Annotated in this window: 15 protein-coding genes and 1 pseudogene; 7 read left to right on the forward strand and 9 right to left on the reverse strand. The window is 69.5% G+C overall.

The window, feature by feature from the left end:
• Window positions 1–426 precede the first annotated feature (426 nt).
• Window positions 427–1,554 (forward strand): HNH endonuclease signature motif containing protein, encoded by a 1,128-nt coding sequence (locus tag HUW46_RS05845; protein WP_254125850.1) that lies wholly within the window; start codon window positions 427–429, stop codon window positions 1,552–1,554.
• Window positions 1,555–1,770: 216 nt separating this feature from the next.
• Window positions 1,771–2,874: an FAD-dependent oxidoreductase gene (locus HUW46_RS05850; protein WP_215546297.1), complete on the forward strand. Its 1,104-nt coding sequence runs from the start codon at window positions 1,771–1,773 to the stop codon at window positions 2,872–2,874.
• Here HUW46_RS05850 and HUW46_RS05855 read toward each other — a convergent pair.
• Window positions 2,849–4,165: an aspartate aminotransferase family protein gene (locus tag HUW46_RS05855; RefSeq protein ID WP_215546298.1), complete on the reverse strand. Its 1,317-nt coding sequence runs from the start codon at window positions 4,163–4,165 to the stop codon at window positions 2,849–2,851. The two genes, HUW46_RS05850 and HUW46_RS05855, sit on opposite strands and share 26 nt — an antisense overlap.
• Before the next feature lie 97 nt (window positions 4,166–4,262).
• On the opposite strand from HUW46_RS05855, the gene HUW46_RS05860 reads away from it, so the two are divergent.
• Entirely contained in the window at window positions 4,263–5,192 is a 930-nt protein-coding gene (locus HUW46_RS05860; RefSeq protein ID WP_254125852.1) for a GntR family transcriptional regulator, read from the forward strand.
• A 44-nt stretch (window positions 5,193–5,236) separates the two neighbouring features.
• Here HUW46_RS05860 and HUW46_RS05865 read toward each other — a convergent pair whose 3' ends face one another.
• Both HUW46_RS05865 and HUW46_RS05870 read right to left on the reverse strand, forming a co-directional pair.
• Window positions 5,237–5,599, reverse strand: a complete 363-nt coding sequence (locus HUW46_RS05865) for a hypothetical protein (protein ID WP_215546299.1) — start codon at window positions 5,597–5,599, stop codon at window positions 5,237–5,239.
• Between the two features lie 56 nt (window positions 5,600–5,655).
• Window positions 5,656–6,315: an SRPBCC family protein gene (locus HUW46_RS05870; protein ID WP_215546300.1), complete on the reverse strand. Its 660-nt coding sequence runs from the start codon at window positions 6,313–6,315 to the stop codon at window positions 5,656–5,658.
• Between the two features lie 139 nt (window positions 6,316–6,454).
• On the opposite strand from HUW46_RS05870, the pseudogene HUW46_RS05875 reads away from it, so the two are divergent.
• A pseudogene (locus tag HUW46_RS05875) lies at window positions 6,455–7,033 on the forward strand (TetR/AcrR family transcriptional regulator); the annotation flags it as partial.
• A gap of 8 nt (window positions 7,034–7,041) precedes the next feature.
• Here HUW46_RS05875 and HUW46_RS05880 read toward each other — a convergent pair.
• Window positions 7,042–7,629 carry a TetR/AcrR family transcriptional regulator gene (locus HUW46_RS05880; RefSeq protein WP_215546301.1) on the reverse strand — a complete coding sequence of 196 codons (588 nt, stop codon included), beginning with the start codon at window positions 7,627–7,629 and terminating at the stop codon, window positions 7,042–7,044.
• A gap of 99 nt (window positions 7,630–7,728) precedes the next feature.
• On the opposite strand from HUW46_RS05880, the gene HUW46_RS05885 reads away from it, so the two are divergent.
• A complete protein-coding gene (locus tag HUW46_RS05885; protein WP_254125854.1) occupies window positions 7,729–8,661 on the forward strand; it encodes a hypothetical protein in 933 nt (310 codons plus the stop codon).
• 3 nt (window positions 8,662–8,664) lie between these two features.
• On the opposite strand, the gene HUW46_RS05890 is transcribed toward HUW46_RS05885, so the two are convergent.
• On the reverse strand, window positions 8,665–9,303 hold the full coding sequence (locus HUW46_RS05890) for a class I SAM-dependent DNA methyltransferase (protein WP_254125856.1): 639 nt from the start codon (window positions 9,301–9,303) through the stop codon (window positions 8,665–8,667).
• Window positions 9,304–9,358: 55 nt separating this feature from the next.
• Between HUW46_RS05890 and HUW46_RS05895 the strand changes: the two genes are divergently transcribed.
• A complete protein-coding gene (locus HUW46_RS05895) occupies window positions 9,359–9,736 on the forward strand; it encodes an RICIN domain-containing protein (protein WP_215546304.1) in 378 nt (125 codons plus the stop codon).
• Between the two features lie 3 nt (window positions 9,737–9,739).
• Here the strand turns inward: HUW46_RS05895 and HUW46_RS05900 are convergent, their stop codons facing one another.
• Window positions 9,740–10,420, reverse strand: coding sequence for a haloacid dehalogenase type II (locus tag HUW46_RS05900; RefSeq protein WP_215546305.1), 681 nt, complete (start codon window positions 10,418–10,420; stop codon window positions 9,740–9,742).
• Window positions 10,421–10,487: 67 nt separating this feature from the next.
• Here HUW46_RS05900 and HUW46_RS05905 point away from each other — a divergent pair, with 67 nt between their 5' ends.
• Complete coding sequence (locus HUW46_RS05905) at window positions 10,488–11,060, forward strand: CGNR zinc finger domain-containing protein (protein ID WP_442860918.1); 573 nt, start codon at window positions 10,488–10,490, stop codon at window positions 11,058–11,060.
• A 3-nt stretch (window positions 11,061–11,063) separates the two neighbouring features.
• On the opposite strand, the gene nrfD is transcribed toward HUW46_RS05905, so the two are convergent.
• From nrfD to fdh, 3 genes are read right to left on the reverse strand one after another with little or no spacing between them, the layout of a single operon-like run.
• Window positions 11,064–11,978 (reverse strand): NrfD/PsrC family molybdoenzyme membrane anchor subunit, encoded by a 915-nt coding sequence (nrfD, locus tag HUW46_RS05910; protein WP_215546307.1) that lies wholly within the window; start codon window positions 11,976–11,978, stop codon window positions 11,064–11,066.
• Entirely contained in the window at window positions 11,975–12,850 is an 876-nt protein-coding gene (locus tag HUW46_RS05915; protein ID WP_215546308.1) for a 4Fe-4S dicluster domain-containing protein, read from the reverse strand. The genes nrfD and HUW46_RS05915 overlap by 4 nt, the downstream gene beginning before the upstream one ends.
• Entirely contained in the window at window positions 12,843–16,073 is a 3,231-nt protein-coding gene (gene fdh / locus HUW46_RS05920; RefSeq protein WP_215546309.1) for a formate dehydrogenase, read from the reverse strand. Before fdh ends, HUW46_RS05915 begins: the two co-directional genes overlap by 8 nt.
• Window positions 16,074–16,077: the final 4 nt, after the last annotated feature.

Raw genomic sequence — 16,077 nt, forward strand, 5'->3', positions numbered from 1 at the left:
GTGTCCGGGGAAGCCTGCCGGTGACGGCTGTCGTTCGCACTGGGGTGCGCTCCCGGGCCGGGGGTACGGTCCGCCCGACTTCCTCCTTCTGACAGACCCTTCATGTATTGTGGAAATTGGGGGCTGCATTTTTGGTTTGCTCGCGTTTTTGGGTTTTGCTCGCGTGTTTGGTGGGCACGGTGAAAGTTTCAGGCACGCCTGCGGCGCGCCGTTGGCAACTGCCGCTCCTCGGTGCGGGTTCCGTCGTTGGTCACCAGCGGCAGTTGCCAACGGAACGAAAACCCTTGGTCGCCTTGGGGTAGCGTCCCCGACGCATTGACGGTCCCGTTCGTTTTTTGGCCTGCGGTGTCGTTGTGGGCGCGTTGTGGCAGGTTGTGATCATTTCTGTACCCGATCGGGTGATGGATTGAGCGGTAGAATTGTTTTGTGGACGTATTAGAGAAGTCTGAAGAGCGGGTTGTTGCTGATTCTGCGGAGCATTGGAAGAGGTGGTCTCGATATGGGCAGGCGATGTTGCTGCGGCAAATTGTGCAGATGAGACAGGTGCGGTCTCGAAGATCGGTGCTTGCCTGGGTGGCGTTGTCGTGCAACTGCACCCAGGCGGGGGCGGAGCGGAAGGCGGCGCTCGCTGACGCGTTGACCGCATACCTGCCCCGCACCCTCGAAGCCCTGGAGAACGGGGTCATTGACGAGGGCATGGCGGCGAAGGTGTTCGAGGCCACCGCCTGCGCGTCCCGGGAGGTGGCGCGGGAAGTGGATGCGCGGGTGAAGTTCGAGAACAAGAACTCGGCTTCACTGCGGCGAATGGTCAACACGCTGCTGATGCGCATCGACCCGGAAGGATATGAGGCGCGGCGGCGGGCGAAGGCGGCGGCGCGGATGCTGGAGATCCGGCATGGGGATCACGGATCGTCGACCCTGTTCGCCGAACTGCCCTCCGACCGTGCCCAGGCCATCTACGCCGCCTGCGATCGGGATGCGTTGGAGAAGAAGCGCAAGGGCGATAAGCGCACCATGGATCAGCTCCGGGTCGATGCACTGGTGGAACGCTGCCTGGGCGGGGAGTGCGGCGGTAAACCGAAAGCACAGATTTATGTCTACATCGACCTCCCGACCCTGATGGGCATGCGGAACAACCCGGGCGAACTCGCCGGGTGCGGAGAGATCTCACCCGAGATGGCCCGCGAGATCGCCTTCGACACCAACTCCGTCTGGAACCGCATCGTGTCGGAACCGATGACCGGGTTGCCGATCGACATGGGCCGCAAGAGTTACCGGCCGTCGAAAAAGATGCGCAAATACGTGCAAGTCTTGCACCGCACCTGTTGCATGCTGGGATGTTCCCGGCCCGCCCAGTATTCCGACCTCGACCACGCACAGCCCTGGAGCGAGGGCGGCGGCACCGACAAAATCAACATCCGGCCGTTTTGCCGGGTGCACCACGGCCTGCGTGACGAACCAGGCTGGGAATTCCACACCGACGCCAACGGCGTCACCACCATCACCACCCCGGACGGCCGCACCTACACCGACGACCCCGAGGGATTCATCTGATCTGCGGGGTGCACGGGCGACAGCAGCGCGCCCGATGGCCGCATCTGCGCCGAACCCGTTGCGGATTCAGCTGACCGGGCACGAGGATCACGCCAGGTCGGCGCGGTGAGCGGGTCCAGCACCAGCTCGCGCACGTGCGTCGGCGCGGCAGCCGTGGCGCGACAGCCGTATGGTGGCGAGGAAGGATCTTCAGCGGGACAGGGTGGGTCGAAACGTATGGTGCGCAACGCAATCGTGGTCGGCGGCGGGATCGCCGGGCACTCCGCGGCACTCGCGCTGCTGCAGGCGGGTTTCGCGGTCACGGTGCTCGAACAACGCCCCGAGGAAGACGGCCTCGGCTCGTTCCTCCGGCTGAACCCCAACGGCCTGGACGCCCTGTCCGCGCTCGACCTGCTCGATCGCGTGGCAGGCGTGTCGTTTCCCGTCGAGCACGTCGAACGGCGGGAACTGAACGGGGAAGTGCTCGTGCGGCGCGCGCTCTCCGACCCGCTGCCCGATCGCGGCCTCGGCGCCCGGTTCATCACCTGGGCCAACCTGGCCGGTGCCCTGCGCGACGAGGCCGCGCGGCGGGGCGCCACCGTCCGGCACGGTGCGCGCGTCGTCGATGCCGCGCCCACCGGTGACGGCGTGCGGGCGCTACTGGCCGATGGCGGCCAGCTCGAAGGGGACGTGCTGATCGGCGCCGACGGGACGTGGTCCACCATCCGCACCGTCATCGACCCGGCCGCACCGGCACCGGAACACCGCGGATCCCGCACCGTCTACGGGTACGCGCCCGCCGCGGACGTTCCCCCGGCACCCGCCCAGCTGCGGAGCTACCGCGGCCCCGCGCACTGGCTCGCCCACCTCGACGACCCGGACACCGGTGAAATCTTCTTCTTCACCAACATCAAAACGCCGGAACCACTCCCCTCCCCCGGCCCCGGCACCGAGGACTGGCGCACCGAACTGCTCCGGAACTGGGACCACGACGACATTCCCGCGCGCATCCTCGCCGCCGCCACCCGGATCAGGGCCTCCGACGACCGCGCGCTGCACCACCTGCCGCGCTGGCACACCGACCGCATGGTCGTCATCGGCGACGCCGCCCACGCCGCCCCGCCCGCCTCGGAGCAGGGCGGCTGCCTCGCCATCGAAGACGCGGTCGTGCTCGGGCAGTGCCTCCGCGATCTCGAACCGCCGTCCGCGCTGAGCCGCTTCGAACAGGAACGCCGGGAGCGGGTCGAGAAGATCATCGCCATGGCCACCGGGCGCGCCGAAATCGGCGATCCACGATGGACACACGAGTACCACCTCAGCTGGGAAACGCCGCTCCGGTAAGGACTTCGGACAACGCCGCCGCCAGCTTGTCGACACCGGCGTGGAGATCGGCGCGGTCGATCGTCAAGGGCGGGGCGATGCGGAAGATCCCGCCCATCCCGGGCAGCTGCACGATGTTCATGTGCAGCCCGCGGTCGAGGCAGGCGGCGGTCACGGCCCGGCCGAGGCGGTCGGCCGGTGCCTTGCTTTCCTTGTCCGCCACCAGTTCGATCCCCTGGAGCAGACCGCGTCCCCGCACGTCGCCCACCACCTCGAAGCGGTCGCGAAGCTCCAGCAGCCGGTCGGCCAGCTCCTTGCCCAGCACCTGCGCCCGCTCCACCAGGCCGTCGCGCGCCAGCACGTCCAACACGGTCAACGCGACGGAAGCCGCGAGCGGATCCGAGACATGCGTTGTGTAGAACAGGAAATCGCGGTCGTGGCACACCTGCTCGATCTCCGTCGAGGTCATCACCACCGCCACTGGCAGCCCGGCGCCGAGCGTTTTCGACAGGGTCAGCAGATCGGGGACGACCCCGTCGCGTTCGAACGCGTACATGGTTCCGGTGCGCCCCAGCCCGGTCTGCGCCTCGTCCGCGATGAGCAGCATTCCCCGTGCCGCGCACAGGTCCCGCAGCCGCGCGAGGTAGCCGTCGGGCAGTTCGATGATCCCGCCGGAGGACAGGATCGGTTCGAAGAGACAGGCCGCGAGGCTGCCGGAGGACTGCCGGTCGACGAGCGCGAAACCGTAGTCGAGTTCGGTTTCCCAGTCGTAGGAACCGTCGGGGTGCCGGAACGGTGAGCGGTAGGCGTTGGGCGTCGGCAGGGTGAGGGTGCCCGGCGCCGGGGGCCCGTAGCCGCGCCGTCCCGCGGAGAACGTGGCCGCCGCCGCACCCGAGGTCATCCCGTGCCACGACCGGTCGAAGGCCACGATCTCGTAGTTCCCGGTGTACAGCTTGGCCATCTTGACGGCGGCCTCGTTCGCCTCGGCTCCGGTGCTGAGCAACAACATCCGGCTCAGCTGTGCGGGAAGCGAATCGGCGAGCCGTTCGGCGAGCTCGATCACGGGACGGCTCAGCATCCCGGAATAGAGGTGGTCGAGGCTGCCCGCCGCCTTGGCCACGGCGCGGACGACGTCGGGGTGCGAATGCCCGAGCAGCGCGCTCATCTGCCCGGACGTGAAGTCCAGGATCGCCCGCCCCTCGGAGTCGTAGACGTACGACCCGGCGGTGCGCTCGATGATGCGCGGCGAGAACGAACCGCCGTACCTGACCAGGTGGTTCGTGGCGGAACGCCAGAAGCTCTGCTCGTCCATCTCCGCTCCCGTCTCAGCAGCATGGGCCAAATAAGACCTATTGAACTAGGTCTAATGCCGATGGGTCAACCGCGCCCGGCTGAACTACAGTGCGGTGGTGGACAGCGACATCCAGGTGAGCCGTCAGTCCGATGTGCCCATCTACCGCCAGATCGTGACCCAGCTGTCGTTCATGATCGAGACCGGCGATCTCGGGGCGGGGCAAACCCTGCCCAGCGCCCGGCTACTCGCGGACAACCTGCACATCAACCGCAACACGGTGGCCCGCGCGTACGCGGAACTGAGCGAACTGGGCCTCGTCGAAAGCCGAGGGCGCGGCGGGACGACCGTGGTGGGGCCCGGCCCGGCGCGGGAAAGCTCGCCGGCGCGCGACCGGGCCAGGGCGATACTCGAAGCGGCGGCACGGGAGTGCATCGACCTCGGCCTGTCCGCCGCCGAGATCCAGTCGCTCATGACCGGCCTCGCCGTGCGCGCCGAAGACGATCTCCTCAAGGTTTCGTTCGTGGAGTGCAACGAGGACCGCGCGAAGTACTTCGCCGGCGAACTCGAAGAGCGCATCGGCATCAGGGTGAAACCGCTCGTGCTCGGCGAATTCGACGCGGCGGGCGAACAAGCCGACCTCGTGCTCACGACGTTCTTCCACCTCGCCGAGGTCCGCGGCCAGTGGCGGCGGGGAACCGAGGTGGTCGCGATCGTGGTGGCGCCGCACGTGCAGACCCTGGTGAAGATCGCTTCGGTGCCCGAAGACCGGACCGTCGGCATCTGGTACTCCACAGAGGACCAGGCCGTCAGCATCCGGGATTCGCTTACCCAGTCCGGAATCCGCAACATCGAGGTCCTCGACGGTGTCGAAGACCGGGACATCGAAGGCGTCGATCTCGTGGTGATCCCGAGCGAACTGCCCGAGCTGAAGTCCCGTTTGGACGGACGCGTCGCGGTCATCGAATTCGGCAACGTGCTCGACGCCGCGTCGATCCGCATGGTGACCGAGGTCGTCGGCGACATGCAGGCCGCCAAGCGCGCCTGAGCCCGGCCCGGCGCGGACGCCTGGCCGGGCTCGGAGCACGCGGGTCAGTCGACGGTCTTCTTCCGCCGCAGGAGGTGGTACGCGATGGCGACCGCGAGTGCGGTGACGCTGACGGCCGCGGCGAACACCGGGTGCATGTCCTTCGACAGGCTCGGCGCGCGCTCGGGCCCGATCGCCCAGAGCGCCAGCGGGGTGGCGTAGGCCGCGGTGAGCGCGGCGGCCCACCAGCGAAGCGCGCGGAGACGGGCGTCGCGCAGGGTGCCGATCAGCACGAGCGCGACCGGGACGATGGCGATCATCGCGAACTGGCCGAGGACGAGGACCGGCACGGCCAAGGCCGAGATGATGACGGACCGCGAAACCGGGCGGGTGCCCGCACGTTCGTGGTGGAGGGTGGTGGCGGTCATTTCGTACTCCTCGATGTCGTGGTTCTGGTTGCGGGCAAGGGTTTTCCGGCGAACGGTCAGCGGTCGTCCCGGTGGTGGCACGGGTCGGCTTCGGCGGCGGCCTTGAGATCGCCCAGCCACGCCTCCAGTCCGGCGCCGAGGTAGCGGGTGGCGGTGGGCACGTCGGCTTCGACCTGCGCGCCGGTCCAGGTCTCCTCGGTGCGCACCAGCACGCCGCCGCGGACCTTGGTGAAGTTCCAGACGTGCACGCCGTTGTCTATACGCAGCCCTTCCCCGATCGCGGGGCCGCTCCAGCGGACGCACTTGCCGTGCTGGAGCTGGTGGACCGTGGAGGTGATGGTCAGCGTGGTGTCGGGCGTGGTCTCGGTGGGCGGCGCGGGCGTGGTCCACCGGAACCGCGAGCCGGGCCGGAGCGGACCGGGGTCGAGGCGCTTCATGCTCGTGACGGGCGCCTGCCACGAAGGCCAGCGCGCCACGTCGGTCTGCAACCGCCAGATGGTGCTCAGCGGCGCCGTGATGACGGCCTCGGTCCGGTACTTGATCTTGGCGGCGGGATCGACGGCTTCGCCTCGGCAGGTCAGCGGGGCGGTCGTGTGCTGAACCGGTGCGGCCTGGGCCGGTGCGACGGAGACGCCGAGGATGCCGACGGCCAGCGGGATCGCGAGCAGGGCGGCACGGCGGGCGCGGGACTGGGGCGAAGTGGTCGAGCGGGACATGTCAGGTCTCCTCGTGTCTTAGCGGGACTCGCTGTAGTTAGACGCTATAACTCTCACGTCGTGAGTGTCAATAGTTAAAGTGATAGCCTCTAACTCCTGGCAAGGAGGCAGAACCATGGACTCGAACCACCGGACCCGGATGCGCGCGGAGATCAAGCACCACGCGTGGGAGCAACTGGCCGTGACGGGGGCGCTGTCCCTCAACGCGATCGCGAAGCAGCTCGGCATGAGCGGACCCGCGCTGTACCGGTATTTCGCCGGTCGCGACGAACTGATCACCGAACTCGTCCGCGACGCGTACCGGAGCCTCGCCGATGCGGTCCGGTTGGCCTATGACGGCGGCGCCGACGTGATCGGGCTGGCGGGCACGATCCGGGAATGGGCGCTGGCCGACCCCCACCGGTACTTCCTCGTCTACAGCACGCCGGTCCCCGGCTACCACGCGCCCGAAGAGACCACCGGGCTCTCGTTCGAAACCATGACCGTGCTGATCGACGCCCACGCCGCGCTGACCCCGGGCGCGGTGTCGCCGTTCGACGCCCACCTCGAAACCCACTGCCGGTGGGCGGGCGGCGCCTCGGTCCCACCGGCGATCCTCCGCCGCGCCCTGTCGTTCTGGGCGCGGATCCACGGCGTCCTCTCGCTCGAACTCGCCGGCCATTTCACCGGGATGGACTTCGATCCCGCGCTGTTCTTCGCCGAGGAAGTGCGCGGCCTGCTAGCCGATCAGGCAGGCCACAACGCGCGAACAGCGTCGGGGAAACCGGACACCGCGCGCGGACCGCGCAGGGCCAGGGTGAGCAAGAACCCGGGAAGGATCGACAAGAGCACCGGCGCCACCTGATCGGCGGCCCCGCCCGCCCAGTCCCCGGCTTGCTGGCGCTCGCGGACGAGATCGGCGAGGTCGGCGCTCATCGCGGCGATGCTTTCCCGGAGCCGGTCGGCCAGCGCCTGGTCGCGGAGGGACTCCGACCAGACCATCAGCGCCACCGCGGCGAGCTGGTGCTCGGCGTGCCGGGCGGCGACCGCGTCCAGCAGCTCGGCCAGCACCGGCCCGAGCCCCCGCCCGGTCCCGGCCGCGACCGCGGCGCGCAGCACGTCTCCCACGTCTTCGAGGTTCTGCGTGGCGGTGGCCACGATCATGGCTTCCTTGCTGGGGAAGTACCGGTAGACCGCGCCCGCGGACTTGCCCGCCTCGGTGAACACGTCCTGCATCGACGTCTGGTGGAAACCGTTGCGGACGAAGCACCGCCGCGCCGCGTCCAAGATCTGGGCACGCTGGTCGTCCTTGTACTGCTGGCTCACCCGCGGCATGGCCCCCCTTCCCGCTCATCCGGTTGACAAGTCATCGGAGCGGAGCTTACCTTGAAAAAAAGCGGACGTCCGTTCTCTTTTAACGGAAGGACCTCCCCCGTGGCGAACCCCGAGCTCGCGCTGACCACGGTCGCGCGCTTCCCCGAGCACTACTTCCTGGAGAACCTCGCCGTCCGGAGCGACGGTTCGGTACTGGTCACCGCCTTGCGGCACAAGGAACTCTGGTGCGTCACCGAGACCGGACCGGTCCTGGTGTGCACCTTCGGCCACCTCGTCACCGGCATCGCCGAAATCGGACCGGACGTGTTCATCGTCAACCTCAGCGACGCCTACACCACGCACGAGTCCCACCTGGCGCGCGTGGACCTCACCGGCTGGACACCGGGCGCCCCGGTGTCGCCGGAGATCGTCTTCACCTTCGACGACCGGGCGCGCGGGCTCAACGGCAGCTGCCTGCTCGGTCCCGGGGTGCTGCTCGTCGCCGACTGTTTCGCCGGGTTCATCTGGCGCGTCGATCTCGCCGAGGGCGCCGCGAGGATCTGGCTCGCCCACGAAACGATGGAGATGAACCCCGCCAGTGACGTCCCGCCCCCGCCGCAACCGGGCGTCAACGGGGTTCGCTACGGCGCCCGTTCCGGCTACCTCTGGTACACCTCGACCGCGCAACAGGTCTTCATGCGCGTCCCGGTCGACCCCACGACGCTCGACCCCGCGGGCGCTCCGGAACTCGTGGCCACCATCGACAACGCCGACGACTTCTGCATCGACGAGGACGCCGGATTCGCTTACCTGACAAGGCATCGGGCCAACACGGTCGACCTCGTCCCGCTCGCGCCCCGGAACGGCGAGCCGCGCCACCTCGCGGGCGACCCGTTCGATCCCGCACTCGCCGGCCCGTCCAGCGCCGCGTGGGGCCGAGGCCGGGGCGACCGCGGACGGGTCGTCTACGTGATCACCGACGGCGGGACCACGGCGCCACCCGACGGCATCGTGCGCGAGGCGGCGCTCCTGCGCGCCGAACTGCGGCACTGAGCGTCACGTCCGTCGTCCGAAAAGGACTGCGGCGGGCTTTTCGTTGGGCCCCAACGACAACTGGGCCTCGATGTCGAACCCGGCGTCGCGCAGCCAAGCGGCCACTCGCTCCGCCGGGCGGCGGTGGACGTGGATCCGCATCGGGTGCCCGCCGTAGCCCTGCGTCTTCAGCTCCGCCTCGTCGCCGACGTGGAACCCGAGCTGCACCGGCCCACCGGGGCGCACCACCCGGTGGAAGTGCGCGAGCACGGCGGGCACCTCGTCATCGGGCACGTGGATCAACGACCACCAGGCGAGCAGCCCCGTCACCAAGGCGTCGGGCAGCGCGAGATCCGTCATCGAGCCCACCTCGAACCGCAGGCCGGGGTGATCGCGCCGGGCCACCTCGACCATTCCCGGCGACAGGTCGATGCCGAAGGCGTCGATGCCGAGACCGTGCAGGTGCGCCGTGATCGCACCGGGCCCGCAGCCGACGTCGGCCACCGGCCCGCCTCCGGCGGCCCGCACCTGCTCGGCGAACAGGCCCAGCGCCGCTCGCAGGTACGGTTGCTCCGCCAGCGCGTCGCGCACCACGTCGGCGTAGCTGGCGGCGACCGTGTCGTAGGAGGTTCGGGTGTCGGCCACCCAGGCGTTCGCGTCCACGACTGGCACCGTAGCCCACGAAAGTCTTTCATTTCCCGGTTTTCGGCCGACCCGGATGGCCCATTCCGCCTCCTCGTTAGCGCGAATTTCGGCACTCGTCCAGGTCATCGGGCACCACCTTCCCTATTCGATCCAGACGGCCACCATCAACAGCGGCGAACGCGTCTGCCTGACCCTGCCCGCCGAAAACGCCAGGAAACACGGCCACGTCCGGGTGTACGCCTGCGACGCGAGCAAATCGTCCCAGCGGTGGCGCGTGGTGGAAAACGGCAACACCGACACCTACACGATCACCCCGGCCAATTCCGCGTTCACCGGGTACGCGCTGGCTCCGCAGGACCAGGGCAGCAACAGCAAGATCGACCTCGAGGAGTACTGGGGCACTTCCGGGCCCGCGCTGATGCGCTGGCAGTTCGGCGCGCGCCACACCTGAGCGTCATCGAATGCCGAGCTGCCGGGCCAGGTCGGCGAGGTCCTCGGCGTGGAGGTCGAAGCGGTCCGAGGACGTCGGCGCGTCGCCGACCGTACGGGTGACGTAAGCGGTGCGCAGCCCGAGTTTCCGCGCACCGCGCAGATCCCACGCGTGGGTGGCGACCATCAGCAGCCGCTCCGGCGGCACCCCGGACACGGCGACGGCCAGTTCGTACACGGCCGGGTCGGGCTTGTAGGTTCGCACGTCCTCGGCGGAAAGCGCCTGGTGCCAGCGCAGGCCCGCGTGGGCGTTGATCCTCAGCAGTGCCGCCTTGCTGGCGTTGGAGAGCCCGATCAACGGGAAGTGCTCGGCGAGGCGGGCGAGGCCGGGCACGGTGTCGGGCCAGGCGGGCAGGCGCCGCCCCGACAGCGCGAGCGCGCCGGGATCTCCGGCTCCGGCGGCGTCTGCGACGAGCTGGGCGGCCTCGCGATCGAGCGCGTCGCTGCCGGCGTACGGGCGAGTGCCGTCGACGATGCGTTGTTGCTCGCTTTCGCTGTGCCGCAACCACAACCGCACCAGCTCGTCGACGGCGGGATCGGTGAGCGACGGGACGGAGCCGCGGATACCGGCGCGGATACCGGCGGGTTCGTCGACGAGGGTGCCGAGCACGTCGAACACCACGGCGTCGATCTCGGAGCCGAGCACGGGCGAGGCCTCCCAAGAACCACGTAAGGGGTAAACTCGCCGTTAGCCTAAGAGAGGACCGTAAGGGATGCAAGTGGCGTTAGACGATTACGTGGAGTCGGCTGGCATCGCGACCGAACTGGTCAACACCGCCGCCGAGGTCTGGCACGGCGACGACCACCTGCCCGATCTGCCCGCCCTGGTCGCGTTCGCCGACCTGCACGGAACCGGCGGTCTCGGCGACCTGGCCCGCCGCGCCCGGCAGGCCGACCTGCGGGCGGTCCACGCGCTGCGCGGCACGGTGCGCGACCTGATCGACCACCCCGAGCGCGACCGCCTCGTCACCGGGGCGACCGCGCTCACCTCCCCCGCCGGTGGCGTCACCCTCGACGACCGCGCCCGCTGGGTCATCCCGCTCCGCTCCGGCGCCACCGTTTCCGACGCGCTTTCGGTGCTCTGCGGCGTCGGCGTCCTCGGTGTCGTGCACGCGCTCGGCGAAGGACGGTTCCGCGCCTGCGGCGCACCCACCTGCGGGGGCGCGTTCATCGACACCACCCGCCCCGGCCGCCGCCGCTACTGCATGCCCGGCCTGTGCGGGAACCGCACCAACGTCGCCAACCACCGCGCCCGCCAGGCCGCGGCACGCGAGGCCGCCGGCTAGCGGTCAGGAACGCCGCAACCGCTCCCGTTGCGGCACCACGACGTACTTGGGGTCCTTTGTGGACTCGACGCCCGCCGCGTACACGCCGAACCTGGTGCACAGCCCCGCCGCGAGGTACCCGGCTCCGGCGACCACGGCCGCGAGCCTGCTTCGCTTGCGCAGCAACGAAAGGCCGGCGCTCGCCACGGTCAGCGCCTTGCTCGCCTTGAGCAACCTGCCCGCACGTCCGGTGCGGTAGGGCTCCGAAACGATGCCGAGACGCTGTTCCAGCACGTGGCTGGCGCCGAGTTCCGCGGCGGTGCCGATCAGACCGGCCCGCACGGCGGGCGCGGTCTCTCCCGCGGGCGCGGCGAGTAACGCGGCACCCGCGGCGCTGGTCAGCGCGCTACCCGCGAACAGAATCGGCATCGCTTCGTGGCCTTCGTGCCACGACGGGGTCGCCGTGTCCGAGAGCAGTACCGCGGTGTAGGTGCACATGGCGGGGCCGAGCACGCCAGCGCCGGTCCCGGCGAGCCTGCCCAGCCGGGGAAGGACGCCGGTGAGTTCGGACGCGGCCGAAGCGGCGGCCAGCCCGGAGAACGGCGCCAGGATCCACGACCCGACCGACAGCGGCGAGGTCGGTTTGAGCACCCGCAACATGTGCAGGAACCGGGCCGGCTTGCCGAGATCGTGGACGAGCGCGACGACGCTCGCGAGCGAACCGCCGGACGCGACGAGCTTGCCGGCCTTCGCCAGGCCCGGCCGCCCGGTGCTTTCGGCGAGCACGGCCATCGACGCCGACGCACCCGCCGCGCCGCCGAGGAACAGGTACAGCGGGACGTCCGGCTGCTTCCACGCCGGTTCCTTGAGGATCGGCTTTCTGTAGTACGAGGTGAATCCCGCACGTCCGACCATCGTGCGCTCGCGACGGGGGCTCATCGGCGCCTGCCGAGGAACGACAGCGCGAGCGCGCCGGCGACACCGAGCGCGGTGGTCGCGGCCCGCTTCCACATCGCGGGCAGGTCGCGGGTGGTCACCACCGGATCGGGCGGCAGCCCGTACACCTCCGGCTCGTCGAGCAGCAGGAAGAACGCGCCGTCACCGCCGACGCCGTCGTCGGGATCGCGCCCGTATAGCCGGGCTTCTTCGACACCGGAGTCCTGGAGCGCGCGCACCCGCTCGTCCGCGCGGAGACGCAACTCGTCGAGTTCGCCGAACTGGATGGAATCGGTCGGGCAGGCCTTGGCGCACGCGGGTTCCAGCCCGGAACCGAGCCGGTCGTAGCACAGCGTGCACTTGAACGCGCGGCCGTCGCTCTCCCGCTTCTCGATCACGCCGTACGGGCACGCGGGCACGCAGTACCCGCAGCCGTTGCAGATGTCCTGCTGCACCACCACGGTGTCGAACTCGGTGCGGAACAGCGCGCCGGTCGGGCACACGTCGAGGCACGCCGCGTGCGTGCAGTGCTTGCAGACGTCGCTCGACATCAGCCACCGGACGCCGGAGTCCTCTTCGGACTGCGACGGCGCGCCGACCGTCGGCATGCCGAGCGCGACCGTGTCCACTGTGGACGCTGTGGGCTCGGCGGGGACGCGCTGTTCGACGAACGCGACGTGCCGCCAGGTGTTCGCGCCGAGCGCGCCGGTGTTGTCGTAGGACATGCCGAGCAGGTCCATGTCCGCCGGTTCGCCGGCGGGCACGCCGTTCCACTCCTTGCACGCCACCTCGCACGCCTTGCACCCGATGCACACCGAGGTGTCGGTGAAGAACCCCATCCTCGGCTGCTCGCCGTAACCGCCGGAGTCACCCATCGGCCGTCCTCCCTCCTTCGGCGCCTTCCCGGAGCCGCCGCACGAAATCGAGCAGCTCGACCCCGCGCGGGCGGCGACCTGGCCGGATGTCGCAGGTGGCCGCCTTCGCCTCCTGGATGTGCACGTTCGGGTCCAGCACCACCGACAGCAGGTCGTTCGCGGCGTCACCGCGGGAAATCCCGTTGGGTCCCCAGTGGTAGGGCAGGCCGATCTGGTGGATCGTCCGCCCGCGCACCCGCAGCGGTTTGATCCGCTCGGTCACCAGGACGCGCGCTTCGATGGCGGTCCGCGCCGAGACGATCGTCGCCCACCCGAGGTGGTCGAGACCCCGTTCGGTCGCGAGTTCCGGGGACACCTCGCAGAAGAACTCCGGTTGCAGCTCCGACAGGTAGGGCAGGGTGCGGCTCATCCCGCCCGCGGTGTGGTGCTCGGTGAGCCGGTAGGTGGTGAACACGTAGGGGTAAACCGGGCTGCCCGCCGGGTTGTACGGGTTCGACGGGACGCCGAGCGTCTGACGGGCGGGATTCTCCCGCTGGCCGTAAAGCGCATTGTCCACAGGGGACTCGAACGGTTCGTAGTGCGCCGGGAGCGGGCCGTCGGCGAGCCCTGCCGGGACGTAGAGCCAGGCCTTCCCGTCGGTCTGCATGATGAACGGGTCGCGCCCGCTCAGCGCGTCCTGCGCCTTCGCGCCGTCGGGCGGCACGTAGTCCGGCGGCTTCGTGGCTTCGAAGTCCGGCACGTCCGGGCCGGTCCACTTGCCCCGCTCCGCGTCCCAGGTGACGTACTTCTTCCGTTCGCTCCACGGGTTTCCGTCCGGGTCCGCGGACGCCCGGTTGTAGAGGATCCGCCGGTTCGCCGGCCACGCCCACGCCCAGCCGCTCGCCACCCAGTCCTGTTCGCCGCCGGGTTTCCGGTTCGCTGCGTGGTTGTGGCCGTCCGCGCGGACCCCGCAGTAGATCCAGCAGCCGCAGCTCGTCGAGCCGTTGTCGGTCAGCTCCGTGTAGGACGACAGCGGTCCCGACGGCCCGTGCCCGTTGATCTCCGCCAGCACAGACTCCGCACTCGGCTCGGCGATCGCGCCCTCGGTCGGATAGCTCCAGGTCAGCTCCCTGATCGGCGCGTCCCTCGAAGCGGTGCCGGTGGCGAGGCGCTCGCGGATCAGCCTGCCGAGGTGGTAGTAGAACCACAGGTCGCTGCGGGCGTCGCCGGGTGGTTCGACGGCCTTGTGGTGCCACTGCAGCAGGCGCTGGGTGTTGGTGAAGCTGCCGTCCTTCTCGGTGTGCGCGGCGGCGGGCAGGAAGAAGACCTCGGTGCCGATCTCCTCGCTGCGCAGTTCGCCGGTTTCGATCTCGGGGCCGTCCTTCCAGAACGTGGCGCTCTCGATCATTTGCAGGTCGCGAACCACCAGCCAGTCCAGGTTCGCCATGCCGAGCCGCTGCATCTTCCCGTTGGCCGAGCCGACGGCGGGGTTCTCCCCGACCAGGAAGTACCCCTTGCACGTCCCGTCGAGCTGGTTCTTCACCGTGGCGTAGGTACCGTGGTCGCCGGTCAGCCTCGGCAGGTGGCCGAAGCGGAAGTCGTTGTGCGGCTGGGCGTTCTCGCCCCAGTACGCCTTGAGCAGGCTCACCGCGTACGAGCGCATGTTGCCCCAGAACCCGGTGCCGCCCGCGTCGGCGGCCACGAACTCGTCGAGGCCGAAGTGCTGGTGCGCGTGCGGCATCGGGATGTACCCGGGCAGGATGTTGAACAGGGTCGGGATGTCGGTGGAGCCCTGGATGCTGGCGTGCCCGCGCAGGGCGAGGATGCCACCGCCCGGCCGCCCGATGTTGCCGAGCAGGGTCTGCAGGATCGACGCGGTGCGGATGTACTGCGCGCCGACGGTGTGGTGCGTCCAGCCGACCGAATACACCCAGGCGGTGGTGCGGTCACGGCCGGAGTTCGCGGTCACCGCTTCGGCGATTTCGAGGAACTGTTCGACGGGAATGCCGCAGACGTCGGCGACCACTTCGGGCGTGTAGCGGGAAAAGTGCCGCTTGAGGACCTGGTACACGCAGCGCGGGTGCCGCAGGGTTTCGTCGGTCTTCGGTTTCGCCCTGATCGCCGCGCCGCCGCTGCCGTAGGCCTCGGCACGCGCGGAACGCTGGTGCGGGTCGCCGTGTTCGCCGGGCAGCTCCGGTTCGCCGGACCCGGCCGCCGGGAGCGCCTCGGCGTCCTCGTAGGCCCACGACGACACGTCGTACTGCCCCTTTTCCGGGTCGTAGCCGGAGAAGAGGCCGTCGAGGTCTTCGGTGTCGGCGAAGTCCTCGCGCAGGATCGCGGGCGCGTTCGTGTAGGCCAGCACGTACTCGCGGAAGTCCTTTTCGCTGTCCAGCACGTACTTGATCAGCCCGCCGAGGAACGCGATGTCCGAGCCGGCCCGCAACGCCGCGTGGACGTGCGAAACCGCGCTCGTCCTGGTGAACCGCGGATCGACGTGGATGATCTTCGCGCCGCGGGCCTTCGCCTCCATCACCCACTGGAACCCGACCGGATGGCATTCGGCCATGTTCGAACCCTGGATCACGATGCAGTCGGCGTTGGCCAGGTCCTGCTGGAACGTCGTGGCGCCGCCACGACCGAAGGAGGTCCCCAGACCGGGAACCGTGGCGGAGTGTCAAATACGGGCCTGGTTTTCGATCTGTATCGCGCCGAGCGCGGTGTACAGCTTCTTCATCAGGTAGTTCTCTTCGTTGTCCAGCGTCGCGCCGCCGAGGCTGGCGAACCCGAGCGTCCGGTTCAGCCACCTGCCCTGCTCGTCGCGGTCCTCCCAGGTCTCCTCGCGGGTCGCGAGCACCCGGTCCGCGATCATCTCCATCGCCTCGTCGAGCGCCAGGCTTTCCCATCCGGTGCCGTACGGCCGCCGGTAAAGGACCTCGGTGACCCTGCTGGGACTGGTCACCAGCGATTTGCTGGCCGAGCCCTTCGGGCAGAGCCTGCCACGCGAGATCGGCGAATCGGGATCGCCTTCGATCTGGGTGATTTCGCCGTCTTTGACGTAGATCTTCTGGCCGCAGCCGACCGCGCAGTACGGGCAGATCGAGCGGACCACCTCGTCGGCGTCCTCGGTGCGCGCGTGCCACCGCCGCGATCCGGCCGATTTCGCCGCCGCGGCGCGGCCGAGGTGGTCGTCACCGGTCAGCTGCCGGTACACCGGCCAGCCCTCGATCCAGCGCCGAACACCCATACCG

This window comes from Amycolatopsis sp. CA-230715 (assembly GCF_018736145.1).
GTDB lineage: Bacteria > Actinomycetota > Actinomycetes > Mycobacteriales > Pseudonocardiaceae > Amycolatopsis.

Excerpts from the sequence above, each read along its gene's own strand:
- HUW46_RS05905 (WP_442860918.1), top strand. The coding sequence starts at position 10,488 with ATGCAAGTGGCGTTAGACGATTACGTGGAGTCGGCTGGCATCGCGACC.
- HUW46_RS05855 (WP_215546298.1), bottom strand. The coding sequence starts at position 4,165 with ATGGACGAGCAGAGCTTCTGGCGTTCCGCCACGAACCACCTGGTCAGG.
- HUW46_RS05850 (WP_215546297.1), top strand. The coding sequence starts at position 1,771 with ATGGTGCGCAACGCAATCGTGGTCGGCGGCGGGATCGCCGGGCACTCC.
- HUW46_RS05870 (WP_215546300.1), bottom strand. The coding sequence starts at position 6,315 with ATGTCCCGCTCGACCACTTCGCCCCAGTCCCGCGCCCGCCGTGCCGCC.
- HUW46_RS05915 (WP_215546308.1), bottom strand. The coding sequence starts at position 12,850 with ATGGGTGACTCCGGCGGTTACGGCGAGCAGCCGAGGATGGGGTTCTTC.
- HUW46_RS05895 (WP_215546304.1), top strand. The coding sequence starts at position 9,359 with ATGGCCCATTCCGCCTCCTCGTTAGCGCGAATTTCGGCACTCGTCCAG.
- HUW46_RS05865 (WP_215546299.1), bottom strand. The coding sequence starts at position 5,599 with ATGACCGCCACCACCCTCCACCACGAACGTGCGGGCACCCGCCCGGTT.
- nrfD (WP_215546307.1), bottom strand. The coding sequence starts at position 11,978 with ATGAGCCCCCGTCGCGAGCGCACGATGGTCGGACGTGCGGGATTCACC.
- HUW46_RS05880 (WP_215546301.1), bottom strand. The coding sequence starts at position 7,629 with ATGCCGCGGGTGAGCCAGCAGTACAAGGACGACCAGCGTGCCCAGATC.